Annotated in this window: 21 protein-coding genes; 10 read left to right on the top strand and 11 right to left on the bottom strand. The window is 71.8% G+C overall.

Annotated elements, in window-relative coordinates; all coding sequences use genetic code 11:
- Nucleotides 1–498, top strand: a complete 498-nt coding sequence (locus tag AB0L65_RS58930; protein ID WP_364265710.1) for a hypothetical protein — start codon at nt 1–3, stop codon at nt 496–498.
- Entirely contained in the window at nt 495–2,300 is a 1,806-nt protein-coding gene (locus tag AB0L65_RS58925; RefSeq protein WP_364265708.1) for an ABC transporter ATP-binding protein, read from the top strand. Before AB0L65_RS58930 ends, AB0L65_RS58925 begins: the two co-directional genes overlap by 4 nt.
- Here AB0L65_RS58925 and AB0L65_RS58920 read toward each other — a convergent pair.
- The 5 genes from AB0L65_RS58920 to AB0L65_RS58900 form a co-directional block, all read right to left on the bottom strand.
- Entirely contained in the window at nt 2,273–2,761 is a 489-nt protein-coding gene (locus tag AB0L65_RS58920) for a S26 family signal peptidase (protein ID WP_364265706.1), read from the bottom strand. The genes AB0L65_RS58925 and AB0L65_RS58920 overlap by 28 nt on opposite strands.
- On the bottom strand, nt 2,758–4,599 hold the full coding sequence (locus AB0L65_RS58915) for an ABC transporter ATP-binding protein (protein WP_364265704.1): 1,842 nt from the start codon (nt 4,597–4,599) through the stop codon (nt 2,758–2,760). Before AB0L65_RS58915 ends, AB0L65_RS58920 begins: the two co-directional genes overlap by 4 nt.
- Nucleotides 4,596–5,144, bottom strand: a complete 549-nt coding sequence (locus AB0L65_RS58910) for a hypothetical protein (RefSeq protein WP_364265702.1) — start codon at nt 5,142–5,144, stop codon at nt 4,596–4,598. Before AB0L65_RS58910 ends, AB0L65_RS58915 begins: the two co-directional genes overlap by 4 nt.
- Before the next feature lie 63 nt (nt 5,145–5,207).
- Nucleotides 5,208–5,393 (bottom strand): hypothetical protein, encoded by a 186-nt coding sequence (locus tag AB0L65_RS58905; protein ID WP_350733697.1) that lies wholly within the window; start codon nt 5,391–5,393, stop codon nt 5,208–5,210.
- Nucleotides 5,394–5,572: 179 nt separating this feature from the next.
- A complete protein-coding gene (locus AB0L65_RS58900; RefSeq protein ID WP_364265700.1) occupies nt 5,573–8,293 on the bottom strand; it encodes a tetratricopeptide repeat protein in 2,721 nt (906 codons plus the stop codon).
- An 87-nt stretch (nt 8,294–8,380) separates the two neighbouring features.
- On the opposite strand from AB0L65_RS58900, the gene AB0L65_RS58895 reads away from it, so the two are divergent.
- Genes AB0L65_RS58895 through AB0L65_RS58885 form a run of 3 tightly spaced genes read left to right on the top strand, consistent with a single transcriptional unit; the run spans nt 8,381 to nt 10,490 of the window.
- Nucleotides 8,381–8,905 (top strand): MauE/DoxX family redox-associated membrane protein, encoded by a 525-nt coding sequence (locus AB0L65_RS58895; protein WP_364265698.1) that lies wholly within the window; start codon nt 8,381–8,383, stop codon nt 8,903–8,905.
- A gap of 16 nt (nt 8,906–8,921) precedes the next feature.
- Nucleotides 8,922–9,809 (top strand): hypothetical protein, encoded by an 888-nt coding sequence (locus AB0L65_RS58890; protein ID WP_364265696.1) that lies wholly within the window; start codon nt 8,922–8,924, stop codon nt 9,807–9,809.
- 48 nt (nt 9,810–9,857) lie between these two features.
- Entirely contained in the window at nt 9,858–10,490 is a 633-nt protein-coding gene (locus AB0L65_RS58885; RefSeq protein WP_364265694.1) for a 2'-5' RNA ligase family protein, read from the top strand.
- Nucleotides 10,491–10,506: 16 nt separating this feature from the next.
- On the opposite strand, the gene AB0L65_RS58880 is transcribed toward AB0L65_RS58885, so the two are convergent.
- A complete protein-coding gene (locus tag AB0L65_RS58880) occupies nt 10,507–10,947 on the bottom strand; it encodes a MarR family transcriptional regulator (RefSeq protein WP_364265692.1) in 441 nt (146 codons plus the stop codon).
- A 62-nt stretch (nt 10,948–11,009) separates the two neighbouring features.
- On the opposite strand from AB0L65_RS58880, the gene AB0L65_RS58875 reads away from it, so the two are divergent.
- Entirely contained in the window at nt 11,010–12,143 is a 1,134-nt protein-coding gene (locus AB0L65_RS58875; RefSeq protein ID WP_364265690.1) for an FAD-dependent monooxygenase, read from the top strand.
- On the opposite strand, the gene AB0L65_RS58870 is transcribed toward AB0L65_RS58875, so the two are convergent.
- On the bottom strand, nt 12,140–13,030 hold the full coding sequence (locus tag AB0L65_RS58870; protein WP_364265688.1) for an NAD-dependent epimerase: 891 nt from the start codon (nt 13,028–13,030) through the stop codon (nt 12,140–12,142). The genes AB0L65_RS58875 and AB0L65_RS58870 overlap by 4 nt on opposite strands.
- 71 nt (nt 13,031–13,101) lie before the next feature.
- On the opposite strand from AB0L65_RS58870, the gene AB0L65_RS58865 reads away from it, so the two are divergent.
- Nucleotides 13,102–14,037 carry a helix-turn-helix domain-containing protein gene (locus AB0L65_RS58865; RefSeq protein WP_364265686.1) on the top strand — a complete coding sequence of 312 codons (936 nt, stop codon included), beginning with the start codon at nt 13,102–13,104 and terminating at the stop codon, nt 14,035–14,037.
- Between the two features lie 20 nt (nt 14,038–14,057).
- Here the strand turns inward: AB0L65_RS58865 and AB0L65_RS58860 are convergent, their stop codons facing one another.
- Nucleotides 14,058–14,330, bottom strand: coding sequence for a ribbon-helix-helix protein, CopG family (locus AB0L65_RS58860; RefSeq protein ID WP_355206940.1), 273 nt, complete (start codon nt 14,328–14,330; stop codon nt 14,058–14,060).
- A gap of 479 nt (nt 14,331–14,809) precedes the next feature.
- On the opposite strand from AB0L65_RS58860, the gene AB0L65_RS58855 reads away from it, so the two are divergent.
- A complete protein-coding gene (locus AB0L65_RS58855) occupies nt 14,810–15,010 on the top strand; it encodes a hypothetical protein (RefSeq protein WP_364265684.1) in 201 nt (66 codons plus the stop codon).
- Here AB0L65_RS58855 and AB0L65_RS58850 read toward each other — a convergent pair whose 3' ends face one another.
- The 3 genes from AB0L65_RS58850 to AB0L65_RS58840 are packed head-to-tail and all read right to left on the bottom strand — an operon-like array spanning nt 15,011 to nt 17,192.
- Nucleotides 15,011–15,514, bottom strand: coding sequence for an NUDIX hydrolase (locus AB0L65_RS58850; RefSeq protein WP_364265682.1), 504 nt, complete (start codon nt 15,512–15,514; stop codon nt 15,011–15,013). It abuts the gene before it with no gap.
- Nucleotides 15,515–15,526: 12 nt separating this feature from the next.
- The gene (locus AB0L65_RS58845) at nt 15,527–16,270 is read right to left on the bottom strand and encodes an ABC transporter permease (protein ID WP_364265680.1); all 744 of its coding nucleotides are present in this window, start codon (nt 16,268–16,270) and stop codon (nt 15,527–15,529) included.
- Nucleotides 16,251–17,192, bottom strand: coding sequence for an ATP-binding cassette domain-containing protein (locus tag AB0L65_RS58840; protein ID WP_364265678.1), 942 nt, complete (start codon nt 17,190–17,192; stop codon nt 16,251–16,253). Before AB0L65_RS58840 ends, AB0L65_RS58845 begins: the two co-directional genes overlap by 20 nt.
- 247 nt (nt 17,193–17,439) lie before the next feature.
- On the opposite strand from AB0L65_RS58840, the gene AB0L65_RS58835 reads away from it, so the two are divergent.
- Together AB0L65_RS58835 and AB0L65_RS58830 are read left to right on the top strand one after the other, a co-directional pair.
- Nucleotides 17,440–17,973: an ATP-binding protein gene (locus AB0L65_RS58835; protein WP_364265677.1), complete on the top strand. Its 534-nt coding sequence runs from the start codon at nt 17,440–17,442 to the stop codon at nt 17,971–17,973.
- 50 nt (nt 17,974–18,023) lie between these two features.
- A complete protein-coding gene (locus AB0L65_RS58830; protein WP_364265675.1) occupies nt 18,024–18,986 on the top strand; it encodes a GH25 family lysozyme in 963 nt (320 codons plus the stop codon).
- Nucleotides 18,987–19,012: the final 26 nt, after the last annotated feature.

The raw sequence follows: 19,012 nt of genomic DNA, 5'->3' as shown, positions 1-19,012 counted from the left end.
ATGCCTTTCCTGATCGTCGCCGTCGTGCTGGTCGGCCTGCTGTGCCTGCTGGACCTGGTGCTCACCTTGGGGGTGCTGCGCCGGCTGCGCGCGCACACCGCCGAGCTGGAACGCCTCGCGGGGACGTCGACGCTCATGCCGTACGATCCCCGCGTGCTGGTCGGGCGCACGCTGCCGCAGGACGTGGCGGGGCCGCGGCTCGTGGGCTTCTTCGACGTCGGCTGTGACACCTGCCATGAGCGCGCGCCGCAGTTCGCCGCGGAGGCCAAGGGGCAGAGTGCCCTGGCGGTCATCTCCGGCGCCGTCGAGGAGACCGCGGACCTGGTCGAGGTGGTGGGCGGCGTGGCGAGCGTCGTCACGGGCGAGGACGCGCTGCGCATCGTGCAGGCTCTCGACATCCACGCCTTCCCCACGTTCCTGCGGACCGACCAGGACGGCAGGGTCGTGGCCGCGGACACCGAGCTGACCGACCTCGCCGCCATGGCACCGGCGAAGTGACCCGTCGCGCCGCCACCCTGGCGCTGCTGTGCTGGCGGGCCGGGCCGGTGTCGGCGGTGTGCCAGCTGGTCGCCACCGTCCTGGCCGGACTGCTGCCCTCGGCCACCGTGTGGGCGACCAAGACGCTCGTCGACGGGCTGGCGACAGGCCGGCCGGAACGTGTGCTCACCCCGGTCGCGGGCCTCGTCGTGCTGGGGCTGGTCGCCGGGGTGCTGCCGCAGCTGACCGGCTATCTGCGGGGCGAGACGGATCGACGGCTGGACCTGCTGCTGCAGGATCGCCTGTACACGCGGGTGAACACGTTCCACGGCCTGTCGCGGTTCGAGAATCCGGTGTTCCTCGACGAGCTGCGCATGGCCGCGCAGGCGACGGGCAACGCGATGGGGCCGATCACCTCGGGCCTGTTCGACCTCGGGCGCAACGTCATCGCCCTGACCGGGCTCCTCGTCGCCCTCGCCGTGCTGAGCCCGCTCATGGCGGGCCTGGTGGCGCTCGCGGCGCTGCCCGTCCTCGCGGCGAGGATGTCCCTGGAGAAGCGGCGGATCAAGATGATCGCCGGGCAGTCCGCCGCGGCCCGGCGGCAGATCTTCTACTCCTCCCTGATCACCGACGTCGAGGCCGCCAAGGAGGTCCGGCTCTTCGGGCTCGGCGACTTCCTCAAGCGCCGGGTGCTCGGCGAGCTGGCCGTCCTGCAGGCGGGGGATCGGCGGCTGGACCGGCGGGAGGCGCTCACGCAGTCGGCGCTCGCGGCGCTCTCCGCCGCGGTCAGCGGCGCCGGGCTGCTCTGGGCCGTGTACTCCGCCCTCGACGGCCGGCTCACCCTCGGCGACGTGACCGCGTTCGCCGCCGCCGTGGCGGGCACGCAGGCCGCGCTGACCGCCACCGTGGACAACGCCGCGAACGCCCGCCAGGCGCTGCTCCTGTTCGCCCACCACGAACGGGTCATGGCGCTGCCCGGCGACCTGCCCACGCCCGGCGAACCGGAGCCGCTGCCCGCGCTGCGCCGCGGCATCGAGCTGCACGACGTGTGGTTCCGGTACGACGAGAGCCATCCCTGGGTGCTGCGGGGGGTGGACCTGACGATCCCCCACGGCGCCTCCGTCGCGCTGGTGGGGCTCAACGGGGCCGGCAAGAGCACGCTGATCAAGCTGCTGTGCCGCTTCTACGACCCGACGCGCGGCGCGATCCTCTGGGACGGCATCGACATCCGCGACGTGCCACCCGCCGAGCTGCGCGCCAGGATGGGCGTGCTCTTCCAGGACTACATGAGCTACGACCTGACCGCGGCGGAGAACATCGGGGTGGGCGAGGTCGAGGCGATGTCCGACCGCGCCAGGCTCCGGACCGCCGCCGAGCTGGCGGGCGCGCACGAAACCGTCCAGGCACTGCCCCGGGGCTACGACACCATGCTGAGCCGCGTCTTCTTCGGCCCCGAGGACGACGACGACCCGCAGGCGGGCGTGACGCTCTCCGGGGGCCAGTGGCAGCGCCTGGCCCTGGCCCGAGCGCTGGTGCGCGAGCGCCGCGACCTGCTCATCCTCGACGAGCCCAGCTCCGGCCTGGATGCGCAGGCCGAGTACGAGGTGCACCGCCGGCTGCGCGAGCACCGCGCGGGCAACACCAGCCTGCTGGTCTCGCACCGGCTCGGAGCGGTCCGCGACGCCGACCTGATCGTGGTGCTCGGCGACGGCCGGATCGTCGAGCAGGGCACCCACGACGAGCTGATCGCGCTGGGCGGCCGGTACGCCCACCTGTTCGCCACCCAGGCCAGCGGCTACCGCGAGGGCGCCGACATCGGCTGAGCGATCTTGCGCAGCACCACGCCGAACAGGCGATCCGCCGTCAGATAGCCGGACTGCCGGGAGTCGAGCGAGTGGTCCGGATTGTCGCCCAGCACCACCAGGCGTCCGGCCGGCACCCGCGTGCCCGGTTCGGTCCGCAGCGCGGGGACGGTCTCGCGCGGGATCGGGTCACCCGGGACGGCCGCGACGCGCTTGATGATCCAGCCCGGGCCCGCGCCCAGGTGCTGGTGCGCTTCCCGCCGGCGCTCGCTCGGCCGGGCGTGGGCGAAGCCGCTCAGCACGACGACCTGCCCGGGGCGCAGCGATCCCGGCGGCGTCCGCCGTACGAGGACGCGCTCACCCGGCCGGTACGCCGGCAGCATGCTCTCCCCCTGGACGGTCACCACCAGGTATCGCCGGCGCACCCGGAAAACGGCGAGAGCGACGCCGACGGCCGCCAGCACGACGATCGCGCCGGTCACCGCGACAGCTCCACGTCGTCCCGGTAGCCGGTCGCCTGCCGGGCGAACAACTCGGCGTAGGTGCCGCCCTCGGCCAGCAGGGCGGCATGCGTGCCCTGCTCCGTGACGACGCCGTCGGTCAGCACCACGATCCGGTCGGCCGTGCGGATCGCGCCGAGCCGATGGGTGATGACCACGCTGGTCCGCCCCGACCTCAGCGTGGCGAGCCGGCCGTGCACCTCGTACTCGGCCTCGGGGTCCAGGCCGGCGCTGGGCTCGTCGAGGATCATCAGGTCCCGGTCGCGGCGCAGGAACGCCCTGGCCAGCGCCAGCCGCTGCCACTGCCCGCCGGAGAGCAGCACTCCGGCGTCGGCGTCGTCCTGCTCGTCGTCCGGGTCCTGGGGGAATCCACGGCTCAGCAGCGTGCGGTAGCCGTGCGGCAGGGCCGCGACCACGTCGTGGATCCCGGCGTCCCGCGCCGCCCGCTCGATCCGCGCCGGGTCCTGGGCGGCGGAGAGGTCGCCCACGGCGATGTTGTCGGTCGCCGTCAGCTCGTACGACACGAAGTCCTGGAAGACGGCGCCGATCCGGGCACGCAGCGTCTCCGGCGGCACGTCGCGGATGTCCACGCCGTCCCACAGGACCGCCCCGCGCGTCGGGTCGTAGAAGCGGCACAGGAGCTTCACCAACGTGCTCTTGCCGGCGCCGTTGCGCCCGACCAGCGCGACCGTGCACCCGTTCGGGATGAACAGGTTGACGCCGCGCAGGATCCACGGATGGTCCGGGCTGTAGCGGAACCAGACGTCGCGCAGCTCGATGCCCCGGCGCAGGGGCGGCAGCGACGGGTGAGCGCCCGCCGCCGGCAGATCGGACTCGGCGGTCACGATCTCGACGTGGTGATGAAGGGTCAGCAGGTGCTCGTACGCCATCACGCCGGCCGACACCATGCTGTCCAGCGCCGCCTGCACGCCGGCGACCGCCGCCACGAACATCGCCACGTCGCCGACGCTGAGCCGCCCCTGCCCCGCCGCCAGGATCGCCCAGATGAGGCCCGCTCCCGCCACGATCGCCGAGGCGCCTGACAGACTCGCGTGGATGCGGAGCTCCCGCCGATCCATCCGGCGGCGTTCGGCGTTCGCGGTGCGCAGCTCGGCCAGCATGCGAAGCCGCAAGAAGGCGCCGAGGTCGAACAGGCGGATCTCCTTGGCGGCGTCCGCGGTGGACATCAGGTGCGCGTAGAACCCTTCGCGACGCTCGGCCGGCCCGATCCGCCACAACATCGTGTTCCGTTGCCGCGACATCCGCAGCTCGATGAGCAGCGCCGGCAGGGCCGACAACACGACCAGGATGGTGAAGGCGGAGTTGACGAGTGCCAGGGACGCGACGAAGCCGGCGACCGTCACCGCGCTGCGAGCGGTGGTGAGCGCGGTGTCCACCAGCCTGCCGGGGTTGCTCGCGCTCTGCTGGGCCAGCCGCAGCCGGTCAAGGAATGCCGGGCTCTCGAACCTGGCCAGACCGGTGAAGCCGGAGACCGCCGCGAACAGCTCGTCCTTCGCGTGCAGCGCCGTCCTGCGATCCGCCTCGGCACGCAGGTAATGTCCCGCGTGCGCCGCCACGGCGGCGACCGTGGTGACGGCGGCGACAGCAGCCGCCAGGGCGAGCAGCGTGTCGGTCTGCCGTAGCGCCACCCCGTCCAGCACGGCCTTGGTCAGCCAGGCCACGGCGATCGGGGTGGCCGAGCCCACCAGCGTGACCGCCAGGTAGGCAAGGACGTGGACGGGCGCCGACCGCCACACCGTCGCGGCGGCGCGTGCCGCGCTCCTGGCCAGCCCCCGCGACGTCGGCGCCGGCTCGCTCACGCAGGCGACCCGGCCGGCAGCCGGGAGATCTCGGGCGCCACCGCGAGCAGCCTGCCGCCCGCGGTCACCTGGAGGAACGTCGGGAACGAGTGCACGCCGAACGCGTTGCTCACAGCGCTGTCCACGATCACCTGTGCCACGGGCTTCAGAGCGCTGACCATGTCCGCGGGGTCCCCCGATCGGTTGTCGACCACCGCCAGCACCCGCGAGCGGTCCTGGTCCGCGGCCCACGAGGCGAAGTCGGGAAGCTTCTCATGGCAGCCGCGACAATCGGGCGACAAGAACGCGACGACCGTCCCGTCCGGCAGGAGATCCCGGGTGAGAGGGCTCCCGTCCACCGTCGTCGCCTCAAAATCACCGGCGACGTCGCCGACGGCCGGCCCCGCGCCCGGCCCGGACGGGCCGCCCATCAGGTCGACGGCTTCATACAGTCCGTCCAGCAGCTTGGTGTGCTCCCGAAGCCGCCGGACCACGCCGAGGGTCAACACCAGATCCACGAGGCACAATGCGCCGACGAGGGCCACGACGGCGATCAAATAGGGCATGAGACAACCTTCCGTGTAAAGGGCCCGGCCGGCCCGCCAGCCGGGCACCCGCTCAACGTGCGGTCACGAGCAGTAGATGTAGCTCTTGCAGCCGCCGCAACTGCGGCTGCCGTTCGGGTAGTAGCAGCAGTACTTCGCGGTGAACGCCGGGAAACTGCAGCACTCATAACCGCAGTCGGTAGCCCTGGCCACGGAGTGCGGCGCGATCAGCTCGAGGAGCCGGTCGGCCATTCTGGTCACGACGCGCATCGAACTTTCCTTTCGGTTGTTCCGGCGGGACGGCGCCCGCCCGTGCGGAAGCGGTACGCCGGACCACGCCGTCGTCCCGCCGCCCGTCGCAGCGTGCGCCAGAGGCCTGAGCGATTTCTCAATGAATTCTTAACGGCCTGTTTCGGCAGGTCAGGCGGGCGATCGCAGGCGCGTGCGGATCAGGGACGGTGGAAGGAGACGATGCGGTCGCGGACCTTCGCCGCCTGCGCGTCGCCGACGGCGTCGAAGAACTCCGCCGCCTGCTTCCAGACGTCGAGCGCGGCCGCGAGGTCACCGGCCGCGATGTGCGTCTCGCCCAGGCGGACCAGCGTCTCGGCGGCCGCGTGCGGGTCGTCGCAGTCGCGCAGCAGCTCGGCCGCCCGCTCGAAGCAGGCCACCGCCTGCGCGTAGTCGCCCTTGAGGTGCAGGACGTGGGCGACGCTGTCCCACGCGTGCCCCTCGCCCTGGGTGTATCCGAGGCCGGCGAGGAGCCGCTGGGACCGGCGGCAGTCGGCCAGCGCCTCGTCGTACTCGCCGAGCTGGGCCCGCAGCCAGCCGGAGTTGTTCAACGCCCGCGCCTCCCCGCCGACGTCGCCGGCCTGCCGGAACAGCTCCAGCGCGTGCAGGGTGTGGCTCAGCGCCTCATCGGGTCGCGTCCGGCTCAGCGCGACGGTCAGGCCGAGGTGGACGTGCGCGCGCAGGACGGGTTCGCCGAGGTCGCGGTGCAGCTCGACCGCCCGCTCGAAGTGCTCGACCGCCTCGCCGTCGCGGCCGAGCCGGGCGTGGGCGCGGGCGATGCTGTTGTGGCAGCGGGCCTCGGCCAGCCGGTCGCCGAGCCGTTCGGCCGCGGCCAGCGCCACCGCGTGGGTGCGCAGGATCTCCTCCCAGAGGCCGCGCCGCTGCATGAACTCCGCGAACGCCCACGCCAGTTGCCACGCGTGGCCGTCGAACCCGGCCGCGGTGGCCTCCGCCAGCAGCGCGGGCAGCGCCACCGACGCGTCGGCGTACCACCACAGGGCCTCCGCCGGCCCGGCGAACCGCTCCGCCACGGTGCCCCGCGCCGGCGGGTCCAGGAGCAGGTTGTCGCGGTGCGGGTAACACATCCCGTTCGCGGCGCAGGCCGAGTGCAGGTAGTAGTCCAGCAGCCGCCGCGTCGCCGACCGCCGTGCCGCCCGGGTGTCGGCGGCCCGCGCCTGCTCCGACGCGTACACGCGCAGCAGGTCGTGCAGGCGCAGCCGGCCGGGCGCGCGGATCTCGGCCAGGTTGGCGCGGTCGAGGTGCGCGGCCAGCTCCCGCGTGCGCCCCACCGGCAGGGCGGCCAGGCTCGCCGCCGCCGACAGCGGCAGGTGCGGCCCGGGGTGCTGCCCGAGCCGCCGGAACAGCCGGGCCGCGGGCACGGGCAGGTCCCGGTACGAGCGCTCGAACACGTGGCGCAGGTCGATCGCGGGGTCGCTGTGCGCGAACGGTTCCAGATCGGCGTCGGCCCGCTCGAGGTCCGCGGCGGCCTCGGCCAGCGGCAGATCGGTGCGCCGCGCCAGCTGCGCCGCGACGATCGCCAGCGCCAGCGGCAGCCGGCCGCACCGCCGGATGATGTTCGCGGCGGCCTCCGGCTCGGCCGCCGGCCGGGCCTCGCCCAGCCACGCCACCAGGAGGTCGTGCGCGTCGTCGCCGGGCAGGACGTCCAGGCCGACCAGGTGCGCCCCCGCCGTGACCGCGAGCCCGGACAGCTCGGAGCGGCCGGTCACCAGCGTCAGGCACCCCGGCGCGGTGGCCAGCAGCGGGCGGACCTGGGTGGCGCTGCGGGCGTCGTCGAGCACGACCAGGACCCGGCGGCAGTCCAGCATGCTGCGGTAGAGCCCGATCTGCGCCTCCACGCCCGACGGCACCTGCGCCTCCGCGACCCCGAGCGCGCCGAGGAACCGGGGCAGGACCACGGTCCCGTCGGCCGGGTCGATCGTGCTGAGATCGGCGTACAGCTGCCCGTCGGGAAAGCGGTCGCGGTGCAGGTGGGCCCAGCGCAGGGCGAGCGACGACTTGCCCACCCCGGGCGGCCCGGAGATCGCGCAGACCGCCGCGGTGGCCGGCTGTTCGCCGATCGCGGCCAGCCGGTCCAGCTCGGCCGACCGGCCGACGAAGTGCCGCAGGCCGACCGGCAGCTGTGCCGGGATCGGGCGCGCGGTCTCGGTCGTGTCGCCGGAGCGCAGCAGCTTCCGGTGGACGCGCCGCAGCGGCGTACCCGGCTCGACGCCCAGCTCCTCGGCGAGCGTCCGGCGTACCTGGGCGAAATGGGCCAGCGCCTCGGCGGTCCGCCCCCACGCGTGCAGCGCCTCGATCAGCGCGGCGGCCACCAGCTCGTCCAGTGGGTACTCCTCGGCCAGCGGCGACAGCGCCGCCACCGCGGCCGCGGCGTCCCGGCCGGTCACCACCCGTGCCCAGCGCAGCAGGAGCTCCCTGCGCTCGTCGCGCAGGCGGTGGCGGGCCCGTTCGGCCCATTCGCCGGGCAGCCCGGTCAGCGGATCGCCGCGCCACAGCGCCAGCGCCGCGCCCAGCGGCGGCACCGGGTCCGGCACGGCCATCGCCTGGTCGGCCAGGTCGCGGAAGCGTGGCACGTCCACCGCGGACTCGTCCACGTCGAGCAGGTAGCCCCCGAGCCGGCGGACGACGGCGCCCTCATCCGCGAGCACGTCGCGCCGGATCCGGGTGATGATCGTGTACAGGGTGCGCCGCGCGCCGGGCGGGACCTGCTCGCCCCAGACCCGGGCGAGGAGCGTGTCGACCGGCACGACCCGGCCGACCTCCCAAGCGAGCGCGGCGACGGCGAGCGCGACCTGTGGAGGGCGTACGGGCCGGGTCTGCCCCGAGCGCTCCACCTCCACCGGGCCGAGTAACCGGATCAGCACGACGGTCCACCCCTTGCTCGTGGATCTTCGAAGAGTAACGCAGTGGTGCTCTTGCCGGATTTGCCCGGCCGTGGCAGGTTGCGGTCTATGCAGTACGTCGATGTGGCGAGCAGACTGCTGCTGCTCACGGTGTTCGTCCTCGCGCTGGCGAGCAAGGTCTCCAGCCGCCGGTCCTGGAACGAGTTCGTCCAGTCGATCAAGGCGATGGCGGTGATCGACAACGCCAGGGCGCCGGCGGCCGCGACGGCGACGGCGGTGGCCGAGGCCGGTGTCATCGTGCTGGCCGCGGTCCCCCTTCGCTGGGCCGGATCGGCGTCGTTCGTGCTCGCGGCGGGGCTCCTCGGCTGCCTCACCGTCGCCGTCATCATGGTGGTACGGAGGGGCGCCGCCGTTCCCTGCCGCTGCTTCGGCGCCTCCCGGACGCCCCTGAGCATGGCGCACGTGGCCCGCAACGGCATCCTCATCGCGGTGGCGCTGCTCGGGCTGGCCGCTTCCTTGGTGAACGGCTCCTTCGATCCGGCCATCGTCGCCATCGTCGGTGTCTTCGGCGCCGTACTGGGCCTGCTCATGGCCCGGTGGGACGATCTCGTCTCACTGCTCCGGACGACCTGAGCCGGCGGCGGCTCACGTGGCGGGCTGGCGGGTGGCCGAGCGCGCGGTGCGCGCCAAAGGCGCGGGACCAGGCGAGGACCGGGTGGTCGTCATCGAGGACGGCGGCGGCGTCCGCTGCGCGGCGGTGATCGACGGCGTCACCGACAAGTCCGGCCGCGACTACGGCGGGGCGAGCGGCGGGGCCCTGGCCGCCGATCGCGTCGCGCAGACCCTCGTCACCCTGCCGGACGACGTCACCGTGGCGCAGGCGGTCGCGGCCGTCTCGGCGGAGCTCATGGAGCTGCGCCGCAAGTGGGCCGTCGCCGACGACGACCTGCTCGCGCCGGCCGCCGTCGCGGCGGTGGTGTGGCCGAGGCGGCGGCTGATGTGGCGCGTGGGTGACGTCCACGTCTCCCTGGGTCACCGCGACGGCGGGTGGCGTCGTCACCCCGGCGGGAAGCTGATCGACACGGTGCTGGCCGGCGCCCGGGCCGCCTACCTGCACTGCCTGCTGCTGCAGGGAGAACACCCGGAGGATCTGGCGGCCACCGATCCGGGACGGGCGCTGATCCGGCCGGTGCTGGAGCGCCAGGCCGTGCTGGCCAACCGGGATGAAGCCGGTCCTTTCGGATACGGCCTGCTGGACGGGCGGCCGGTCCCGGAGCGGTTCGTGGAGACGTTCGTGCTGGCGGAGGACGTGGACGAGGTGGTGCTGGCGTCGGACGGCTACCTCGGCCCGGCGCAGACCCTCGCGGCAGCCGAAGCGGAGCTCCGGGCCTCGTTACGGGCCGATCGGCTGCGCATCATGGAGCACGCGGCCACCAAGGCGGTGGCGGCCGGCGCCGAGAGTTTCGACGACCGGGCCTACGTGCGGCTGTCCCGCGATTCCCCTCGTGACCGCGGCTCACCGAGTCGGATATCGTGACCACGCTGCGTGAGCAGATCAGCTGCCCGCTCCCACCGAGGAGGACGCGTGAGCCCGCTTCCGACGCGCATGGCGAATCGCTGGGAGAAGCGCCGATCGCTCATGCTGCCGCCGGGGCAGGGGCGGCTCTACTGGCACGTTCTGCTGGGGGAGGACCCGCAGGCGCGGGCCATCGTCGAGGAGGCGCACGACCGGCTGGCCGGCCTGGCGGGGCTCGATCTGGTGCCGCGGCGGTTCATCCACCTCACCACGTTCGTCGCCGGATACTCGCACGAGATCACCGAGCGTCAGGTGACCGTGATGGCCGCGGAGGCGGCGGGCCAGCTCGCCCGGGTCGCGCCGATCACGGTGACGCTGGGGCGGGTGCTCTATCACCCCGAGGCGGTCGTGCTGGAGGCGCGGCCCTCCGAGCGGCTGAGGCCACTGCTGGAGGCGGCGCGGTTCGCCACGAGGGCGGCCACGGGCCGTGACGGCGTGCTCGCCCATGACACGTGGCTGCCGCACGTCACCGTGGCCTACAGCAACGCGGACGGCCCGGCGGCGCCCATCATCGACGCGCTCGGCGAGCGCCTTCCGGAGCGCGAGGTGACGATCCGCAGCATCCACGTCGTCAACCAGGACGGCCCGGAGACGGCATGGGACTGGCGACCGGTGGCGGAGGTCCGGCTCGGCGCGTCGTGAGCGAGCTCCGCGGGGTTCACCCCCGTACCTCCTTGGTGGCACGTCGGTAGGCCTCGGTGACGCGGCTGAACATGTCCAGCATCACCATCGCCTGCTCCGGCTCGTAGTGCGCGCTGATCGCCGCCAGGTGCCGCCTGGACGCCTCGCAGGCGGCGTTGTAGTCGTCCAGACCGCCCTCGACCAGCTCCACGGTGACCGTGCGCCGGTCGCGTTCGCCGCGCACCCGCCGTACGTAGCCCGCCTTCTCCAGCCTGTCGATCAGCCGGGTCGCCGAGGCGGACGGCAGCCCCAGCTCCTCGGAGATCGCCCCCACGGCGAGCGGCCCGCGCGTCTCCAGCAGGATGGCGGCCGCGACGTCGACGGGTTGCAGGCCGAGCCGGTCGGCGACCGCCTCGTTGTGCAGGAGGACCGCGACCAGGAACTCGCGGAAGACGTCGTCTGGATGTTCGTGGGCCACTTTCCTAACCTACTCCATCACGGAGTATCTTCATATCGAAGATACTCCGCTTTGGAGGAGATATGGATGTTCTCGTCATTGGCGCCGGGGTGGGCGGCCTGGCCGTCGCGCGCGGGCTGCTGGCCGCCGGTCACCGGGTGCGGGTCTACGAGCAGGCTCCGGCCCGGCGGACGGGCGGCAAGGCGGTGCTCATCTGGAGCAACGGCACCGCCGTACTGCACGATCTCGGCATCGACCTCGACGGCGTCGGCGCCCGCATCGACCGGATCGACGCGCTGACCGCCGGCGGGCGGCTGCGTACCAGCATGGACATCGCCCACGCGGCCGGCCGCTTCGGCTTCGAGACCAGGGCGATCCCCCGCCGCCACCTGCTGGAACGCCTGGCCGACGGGCTGCCCGGCGACCTCGTCCGCCACGGCCTGGCCTGCCGGGGCGTGACCCAGGACGACGGCCAGGTCACGGCGACCTTCAGTGACGGCTCGACGGCCAGGGGAGACCTGCTCATCGGAGCCGACGGCCACCACTCGGTCGTACGGCGCTGCCTGTGGGGCGACGGCGCCGTACAGCCGGCGACCTTCGGCACCTGGCAGGGGCTCAGCCGGATCGACATCGATCTCGCCGGCACGCACCGGCACCTCATCATCTCGGGGCGCGAGGGCGCGTGCGGGCTCATGCCCGCCGGCGAGGGGTTGCTGCAGTGGTGGTTCGACGTGCGCTGGTCGCCGGCCGATCCGCGGCCGGCGGCGCCGCTGGCCGAGCTGAGGCGGCGGTTCGGGCACTGGGCGTCACCAGTCCCCGAGGTGCTGGCCGGCGCGACCGAGGACGACCTCGAGTTCTTCGGCCACCACTGGACCAAGGTGCGCCCGGCGTGGGGCAAGGGGCGGATCACCCTGGTCGGCGACGCGGCCCACATCATGCCGCCCACCCTGGGGCAGGGCGCCAACCAGACCCTCGAGGACGCGTGGGTGCTCGGGCGCGAGCTCGCCAAGGGCGGCGACGACCCGGCGGTACGGCTGCGCGCCTACGAGAAGGTCCGCTACCCGTACATCTCCCTGGTCTCCCGGCTGGCCAGGCGCAACCCCGCGAACTGGCGCGTCCCACCACTGATCGCCCGGCTGTTCCCCGAGACGTCCCAGACCGCCATGCTCGCCCGCTTCAGCAACCGCCTCAACGAGCCGGCGGTCTCGCGACGCTAGATCAGTTGCCGGAGCACGTCATCGACCGGGGTGGCGCCGACGCCGAGGATCTTCTCGGTCTCGGAGAAGTCGAGGACGAGCGGGTGGCCCGGCTTGGTGAGCACTTCGTGCATCTCCCCCCACAACGGATCGGTGATCCCGAGCAGGGTCAGGTCGCGTTCCGTCATCTCCTCCAGCCGCGGCGCGGGCGCTCCCGAGAGTTCCGCGAGCCGCCGGGCCAGTTCCCGCACCGACAGGGTCGCGGTGGGCACGTGCCAGGCCCTGCCGTACGCCTGCTCCTCGCGGCTCGCGGCGACCAGCGTGCGCGCGGTGTCGTCGATCGCCGAGTAACTGTGCGGAACGTCGAGTTCCTGCGGCACCAGGACGAGCCGGCCCTCCAGCACGGGCCGCTGCACCAGGAGGCTGAACACCGAGAAGGCGCCGGCGCCGTAGAACTGGCCGGCCCGCACCTCGGTGACCTTCACCCCCGAGGCGGCGGCCTCCTCCCACGCCCGCGCCCTGGCCCGCCCCTTGGGTCCGGTCGCCGTCAGCGGGAAGTGCGGCGTGATCGGCCCGTCCACGGGGCCGTAACCGTAGATGTTGCCGAGCATGACGTACGCGGCCCCCGTCCGCCGCACCGCGGTGAGCAGCGACGCCGACAGGATCGGCAACTGCTCGGGCCAGGTGTGGTACGGCGGCACGGCGGTGGTGAACAGCGTGTCCGCCCCCTCGGCCAGCTCGGTGAGCCGGTCGGTGTCGGTCGCGTCCGCGGCGACCCTCTCGACGAGCCGGTGGTCGGGCCCGCCGCCCGTGCGGCTGATCATCCGTACCCGCTCGCCGTCCTCGGCCAGCAGCAGAGCGGTCTTCGACGCGGTGGCCCCGCGACCCACGATCACATGAAATTTCATGATGACAACGGTGCCGACCTGCGGCCTCGTGGCATAGTGGCCGGAATGCCAACTATCCGGAGGATCTGGCCATGCACCGCCTCGCCGCAGTGATCGTCCCTCCCGTGCTGGGCTTCGACGTCTCGATCCCGCTCATGGTGTTCAACAGCGTCCCGCACTACGACGTGCGCGTCTGTACGGCGCGGCCCGGCCCCGTGCCGACCGTCGGGGGCCCCGACGTGGTGGTGGCGCACGGCCTGGAGGCGCTGGAGGAGGCCGACACGGTGATCGCGGTCGGCAGCGGCGGCGAGCCGGCTCCCCCGGAGGTCCTCGACGCCCTGCGGAAGGCCGCGGCCGGTGGGGCGCGGATCGCCTCGTTGTGCACGGGCGCGTTCGTGCTGGCCCAGGCCGGCCTGCTCGACGGGCGCCGCGCCACCACCCACTGGGGGCTGGCCGGCGACCTCGCCGCCCGCTTCCCGTCGGTCGACGTGCGGCCCGACGTCCTGTTCGTCGAGGACGACGGCATCTTCACCTCGGCGGGCGCCGCGGCCGCCATCGACCTGTGCCTGCACCTGATCAGGCTCGACTACGGGGCGGCGGTGGCCAACACGGCCGCCCGGCTCGCGGTCGTCTCCCCCGTACGGCCGGGCGGGCAGGCCCAGTTCATCGAGACCCCGCTGCCTCCCGAGCGCGGCACCTCACTCGCCCCCACCCGGGCCTGGGCGCTCGAGCACCTGGACCGCCCGCTCACCCTGGCCGACCTGGCCCGCCACGCCAGGATCAGCGTGCGTACCCTGACCAGGCGCTTCCACGCCGAGACCGGGCTGAGCCCGCTCCAGTGGCTGCTGCACCGGCGCGTCGACCGGGCCAGGGAGCTGCTGGAGACCACCGGACTGCCGATGGACCAGGTGGCCGGGCGGAGCGGCCTGGGCAGCGCGGACTCCCTCCGCAAACACCTGGTCAGCCGGGTCGGCATCACTCCCACGGCCTACCGCGCGAGCTTCACCCGAGAGCCTCTTCCGTCATAGGGCCCCCGGTGAATGGCTGATCAGAGGAACAGTATTTTTCGCGGATTTCCGTCGGATTCCACGATGGCCAGCTCGTGGCCCTGCGCGAGCTGGTCCTCGACGAATTTCCAGATCGTGATGGCGCGGCGGATCGCCTCGGTGAACGACAGGCCCTTGCGCTCGGCCAGTGCCTTGAACGTCTGCGCTGTTTCGTGGCTCAGATTGACGGACAGCCGGACGAAATTGCTGTTGTTGTTGCTCCTCTCCTGCTCGAGCCTGGGGTCCTTGCCGGTGGACTCACGCGTCATGGTCATGTCACCTGGCCCTTGGGGGTAAGGGGGCACGTGGAGTAGAGGGCGGGGATGCTCCGACGTCTCGCTGCTCTCGGTCCTCATCGATAGGTGCATGCTTTTTATACACGCCGGCTTGCCATGAGGAACGGGTCCGATCCGTACCGAGTGTTGTCCTGTCACACCTCGACGGAAGAACGTTATACCGGTGCGGAAAGATCTCCTCCTGCGCCTCATATGTGATTAATTCTGGCAAATAGTACGCGTCGCGGCATCATGAAATGTGGGCTAAAGGCGCGCTCGAATCCCACAGGCCCCTAGGATGTGCCTTATCCCGCAGGGGCGCGCGATCGGGCAGCGTGGCAGAAATCCCGCATGAAGCGGCAGAAATCTGACATAAACACGTGGCTCGCTCTCCGAGGTGGGTCCCATCGCAGTCTGAGGTGGTCCAACGCACCTCCCCGTAGTCAGCCCTGACGACTGGGCTGATGGAGGAAACATGAGTGGAGCCAGTCGGCCGTCTGGCGCCGGAGATCGATCCGGGGCCGAGGGGGCCGAGGACGTCCGACCGAAGAGCGAGCTGGTGGATCTCTCCCCGCCACCCCCCGGACTCGCCGGTGGTGGCGGACGTGCGGCTCTGGCTCTTCCAGATCGGGTTCGTGATCGTGGGCGGCTATCTCTTTGCCGAGAAGGCGCCCAAATAGCTAGTGCGGACTCGGGCCGTCCAGAAGCGGTAACCAGGTGCGATCAGGGCAGACGCGGGCGATCTCCGATGGCGGGAGCCAGTCGGCCCTGGTGCTCTCCGAGCCGGCCGGCGGTTGGGTCGGCCGGCCCGGATGCGGGAGGCGGGCCCTGAACATCACCATGTACGTCAGCGGCGGGTAGCGGTAGCCGGCCGGGGCCGCGTCCAGGAGCTCGATGCGCTGCCAGGCGAAGGCGGACAGCGCGGTGGCCGGCAGGCGCAGGCCGGTCTCCTCGTACAGCTCCCTGGCCGCGGCGTCGAGGGCCGTTTCGCCGGGTTCGAGGTGGCCGCCGGGGATGTCCCACCCGCGGCCCTCCTCGTCCACGCATGTCATGAGCGTTCTGCCGGTCTGGTCCGAGACGAACGCGAACGCCGACGTGGTCTTGTCCACAGGCGGGAGGGCCGGGGACAGGATCACGTCCAGGCGATGGCGTACGGGGATCCAGGGGACCGTCAGATGAGTCATCCCTCAAGGGTCTCAGACACCCCGGCGCATGGCCCGGTTGCCCAGATACAGGCCGATCGCGGCTATCGCGCAGGCGGCGACGGTTCCGTACAGGATCGAGGGGCTTGTCAGGTTGCCGGAGAAGAGGGCTCGCTGGCCTTCGACGATGTACGTGACCGGATTCGCGTACCCGATCGTCCGCAGCCACGCCGGAGCCGTCTCCAGGGGGAGCATCATCCCCGAGAGGAGGAGCAGGGGGAACATGATCGACTGGCTGACGATGTAGAAGAGCGTGCCGCCGGGCGCCGACTTGATGGCCAGCACGAACGAGAGCGAGCCCAGGCCGACGCCGAAGACGACCAGCTGCGCCAGGCCCGCCACGACGCCCGCCGGATACAGCTCGAAGCCCAAGGGGACGGCCAGCGCGATGATCAGGACGGCCTGGGCCAGCAGCACGATCATGGTCTTCAACGTCCGGCCCACCAGCATCGCCGTGCGGTTCAGCGGGGTGACCATCAGCCGCTCCAGCGAGCCGCCGATCAGCTCGACCAGCAGGGTGTAGCCGGCGGACATGGGGCCCGTCAGGCACATCATGACCAGGATCCCCGGCACGAACCACTGCCACGACGACCCGACCGCCCCGTCCAGCAGCGACCCGAACAGGAACAGGAACAGCAGCGGCTGCCCCATCTCGAACAGCAGCCCGACCGAGTCGCGCATGACCGGCTTGAACTCCCGCGAGAAAACGGTGGCGGTGTCACGAAAGAATGTCGTCATCGGTAAGGCTTCTCCCGGTAAGAGCGAGGAACACGTCGTCGAGCGTCGGACGGATGGTCTCGGCGGTGGTGACCTTGATGCCGGAGCCGTCCAGGGTTCTGAGGTAGTCGGGGAGCGCGGCGGCCGCGTTGGGGACGCGCAGGCGCACGGTGGTGCCGTCGGCGGCGCCGCCGCCGAGCTCCGCGGCCCTGCGCGCCTCCTCCTCCGTGCTGGTGGTGATCGTGATGTGGTCGCCGGCGAGGTCGTTCTTGAGCTGCTCAGCGGTGCCGTCCGCGATGATCCGGCCGTTGTCGATGATCACCACGCGTTCGGCCATGTTGTCGGCTTCCTCCAGGTAGTGGGTGGTCAGGAACAGCGTCGTCCCGTACGTCTCCCGCAGCTGGAGAATGTGCTGCCAGACCTCGGCGCGGCTCTTCGGGTCGAGGCCGGTCGAGGGCTCGTCGAGGAACAGCAGGCCGGGGCGGTGGATGAGGCCGAGCGCGATGTCCAGGCGGCGGCGTTGGCCGCCCGAGAGCGTGCCGGGGCGCCGCTTGGCCAGCGCTCTGAGGTCGAGCAGGTCGAGCAGTTCCTCGGCGCGGGCGGTCGCCTGCCTGGAGTCCAGGCCGTAGCAGCGGCCCTGGGTGACGAGCTCGTCGCGGACGAGGAAGTTCTCGCCCGCGCTGTTGCGCTGGCCGACGTAGCCGATGCGGGCGCGCACGCCCGCCGGGTCCTTGGCCACGTCGTGGCCCGCCACCATGGCGGTGCCCGAGGTGGGCGGCAGGAGGGTCGTGAGCATGCGCAGGGTGGTGGACTTGCCCGCGCCGTTGGGCCCCAGGAAGGCGACGAGCTGACCGGCCTCCACCTCCAGGTCGATGCCGCGTACGGCTTCCACACGCTCCTTCTTGACTTTGAACACTCGGGTCAGTCCCCGGGTATGGATCATGGTCGGCCTCTCCGGGCATGGCGAAATAACCCCTGGTCGGGGGCGCGATTGAGGATCGAATCAAGTTTGTGCAGGTTCAATCCGGTTTGGCAAACGCGAATGTCACTTTCATAAACCCCTCCTACCTGCGGAAACGTCGTTTCCGACGGTGGCCCGCGACGGCGGATTTCGGGGCGCTGAGGTGCGGTTTTCCGGGTGTTGCGAAGATTTCCTGGCGGGGCTGGCAGCATGGCTGACCGTGTGCCGGATGGTGGTGCTGGTGAACGGGTTGCCTGGGGCCGGGAAGACCACGGTCGCGCGGGCCCTGGGGCGGGTGCTCGGCCTGCCGGTCTTCAGCAAGGACGACCTCAAGGAGACGCTGGCCGACGTGCTCGAACGGCCGCCCGGGATGGGCGAGCGGGAGTGGAGCAGGCGGCTGGGCGCGGCCGCAGGGGAGAGCATGTGGACGCTGCTGGCGAGCGCCGGGCGGGGCGCGGTGCTGGAGAGCCCCTGGCTGGCGCCGACGCGGCCGCTGGTGCTCGCCGGACTCGAGCGGGCCGGGGTCGAGGCCTCGGTCGAGGTGCGCGAGGTCTGGTGCGCGGTGCCGCCGGAGCTGGCCAGGCGCCGGTACGAGGGGCGGGTGCGGCATGCGATCCACGGCGAGGCCCGGCTCGGGGACGAGCGATGGGCGGAATGGGCGGCGGGAGCGCGGCCGCTGGGAGTTGGGACGGTCTATTGGCTTGATACCTCAAAAACAGTTGATATTTCGGGACTTGCAGGGTTGTGTCAGGGTCCGCAATGATCTCCCGCGTGAAAAGTCTGTGGGTAATTGCGGCAATTGCTGCCTTAGGTATGGGTGGAGTCGCGGAGGCGGCCGACGGTGTTCCCGGCGTCGACGTCAGTAACTGGACGGGCGAGATCGACTGGGAAAGCGTGGCCTCCGGGGGCGCGAAGTTCGCGTTCGTGCAGGCCACCGAGGGGACGAACTACCGCAACCCCAGTTTCGACGCCCAGTACGGCGGCGCCGCCGGGGCCGGGCTGATCCGGGGCGCATATCACTTTGCGCAACCACACGAATCCGACGGGACGGCCCAGGCCGACTATTTCCTGCAGAACGGCGGCAACTGGATCAGCGACGGTCAAACGCTGCCCGGAGTGCTCGATATCGAGGACAACCCGTACAAGGACAAGAACGGCAAGAACAACTGCTACGACCTGTCCGCCGAGGACATGGTCACGTGGATCAAGGACTTCACGAAGAAGTACCACGAGGCCACCGGCCGCCGCGCGATCATCTACACCACCACGAGCTGGTGGCAGACCTGCACGGGGAACTCCGACAAGTTCAAGTCGAACCCGCTCTGGCTCGCCCGCTGGGGCGGCGACCCCGGTGAGCTGCCGAAGGGCTGGAAGAGGCACACGTTCTGGCAGTCGGCGGAGAAGGGCACGCTGGCCGGTGGGCAGAACTCGTTCAACGGCTCCGAGTCCCAGCTCAAGGAACTGGCCAACCCGCCGGCCGAGGTGACGGTCTCGGGCGCGGCCCGGAACCGGAAGACGTACACGGTCACCGTCTCGAACACCGGCCCGCACCCCGTCAAGGACGTCAAGGTGTCGGGGCGGGCGTTCGGCGGGCAGCGCGTGGTGAAGGCGCCCGGGTGCAAGTTCAGCGGTACGGCGGTGCTGTGCCAGGTGGGGGAGCTGACGCGGGGACAGAAGGCGACGTTCACGATCACCACGAAGCCGTCGAAGTCGAAGGGCACGGTCGGGCTGTACGTCACCGTGGGCTCTGTGAAACTGACCCTCAAGACCCGCTGACGCCTGCCTGGGAGCCGCTGAGCGGC

The organism is Nonomuraea sp. NPDC052116, from assembly GCF_040680035.1.
Taxonomy (GTDB): domain Bacteria; phylum Actinomycetota; class Actinomycetes; order Streptosporangiales; family Streptosporangiaceae; genus Nonomuraea; species Nonomuraea angiospora_A.
Note: the sequence above shows the minus strand (reverse complement) of the source record. Positions and strands in the feature narration are given on the sequence as shown.

Bases quoted from the DNA above. Each gene is read 5' to 3' on its own strand.
- AB0L65_RS58930 (WP_364265710.1), top strand. From the start codon at position 1: ATGCCTTTCCTGATCGTCGCCGTCGTGCTGGTCGGCCTGCTGTGCCTG.
- AB0L65_RS58910 (WP_364265702.1), bottom strand. From the start codon at position 5,144: ATGCCCTATTTGATCGCCGTCGTGGCCCTCGTCGGCGCATTGTGCCTC.
- AB0L65_RS58905 (WP_350733697.1), bottom strand. From the start codon at position 5,393: ATGCGCGTCGTGACCAGAATGGCCGACCGGCTCCTCGAGCTGATCGCG.
- AB0L65_RS58895 (WP_364265698.1), top strand. From the start codon at position 8,381: ATGCAGTACGTCGATGTGGCGAGCAGACTGCTGCTGCTCACGGTGTTC.
- AB0L65_RS58875 (WP_364265690.1), top strand. From the start codon at position 11,010: ATGGATGTTCTCGTCATTGGCGCCGGGGTGGGCGGCCTGGCCGTCGCG.
- AB0L65_RS58870 (WP_364265688.1), bottom strand. From the start codon at position 13,030: ATGAAATTTCATGTGATCGTGGGTCGCGGGGCCACCGCGTCGAAGACC.
- AB0L65_RS58865 (WP_364265686.1), top strand. From the start codon at position 13,102: ATGCACCGCCTCGCCGCAGTGATCGTCCCTCCCGTGCTGGGCTTCGAC.
- AB0L65_RS58860 (WP_355206940.1), bottom strand. From the start codon at position 14,330: ATGACCATGACGCGTGAGTCCACCGGCAAGGACCCCAGGCTCGAGCAG.
- AB0L65_RS58850 (WP_364265682.1), bottom strand. From the start codon at position 15,514: ATGACTCATCTGACGGTCCCCTGGATCCCCGTACGCCATCGCCTGGAC.
- AB0L65_RS58845 (WP_364265680.1), bottom strand. From the start codon at position 16,270: ATGACGACATTCTTTCGTGACACCGCCACCGTTTTCTCGCGGGAGTTC.
- AB0L65_RS58840 (WP_364265678.1), bottom strand. From the start codon at position 17,192: ATGATCCATACCCGGGGACTGACCCGAGTGTTCAAAGTCAAGAAGGAG.
- AB0L65_RS58835 (WP_364265677.1), top strand. From the start codon at position 17,440: ATGGTGGTGCTGGTGAACGGGTTGCCTGGGGCCGGGAAGACCACGGTC.
- AB0L65_RS58830 (WP_364265675.1), top strand. From the start codon at position 18,024: ATGGGTGGAGTCGCGGAGGCGGCCGACGGTGTTCCCGGCGTCGACGTC.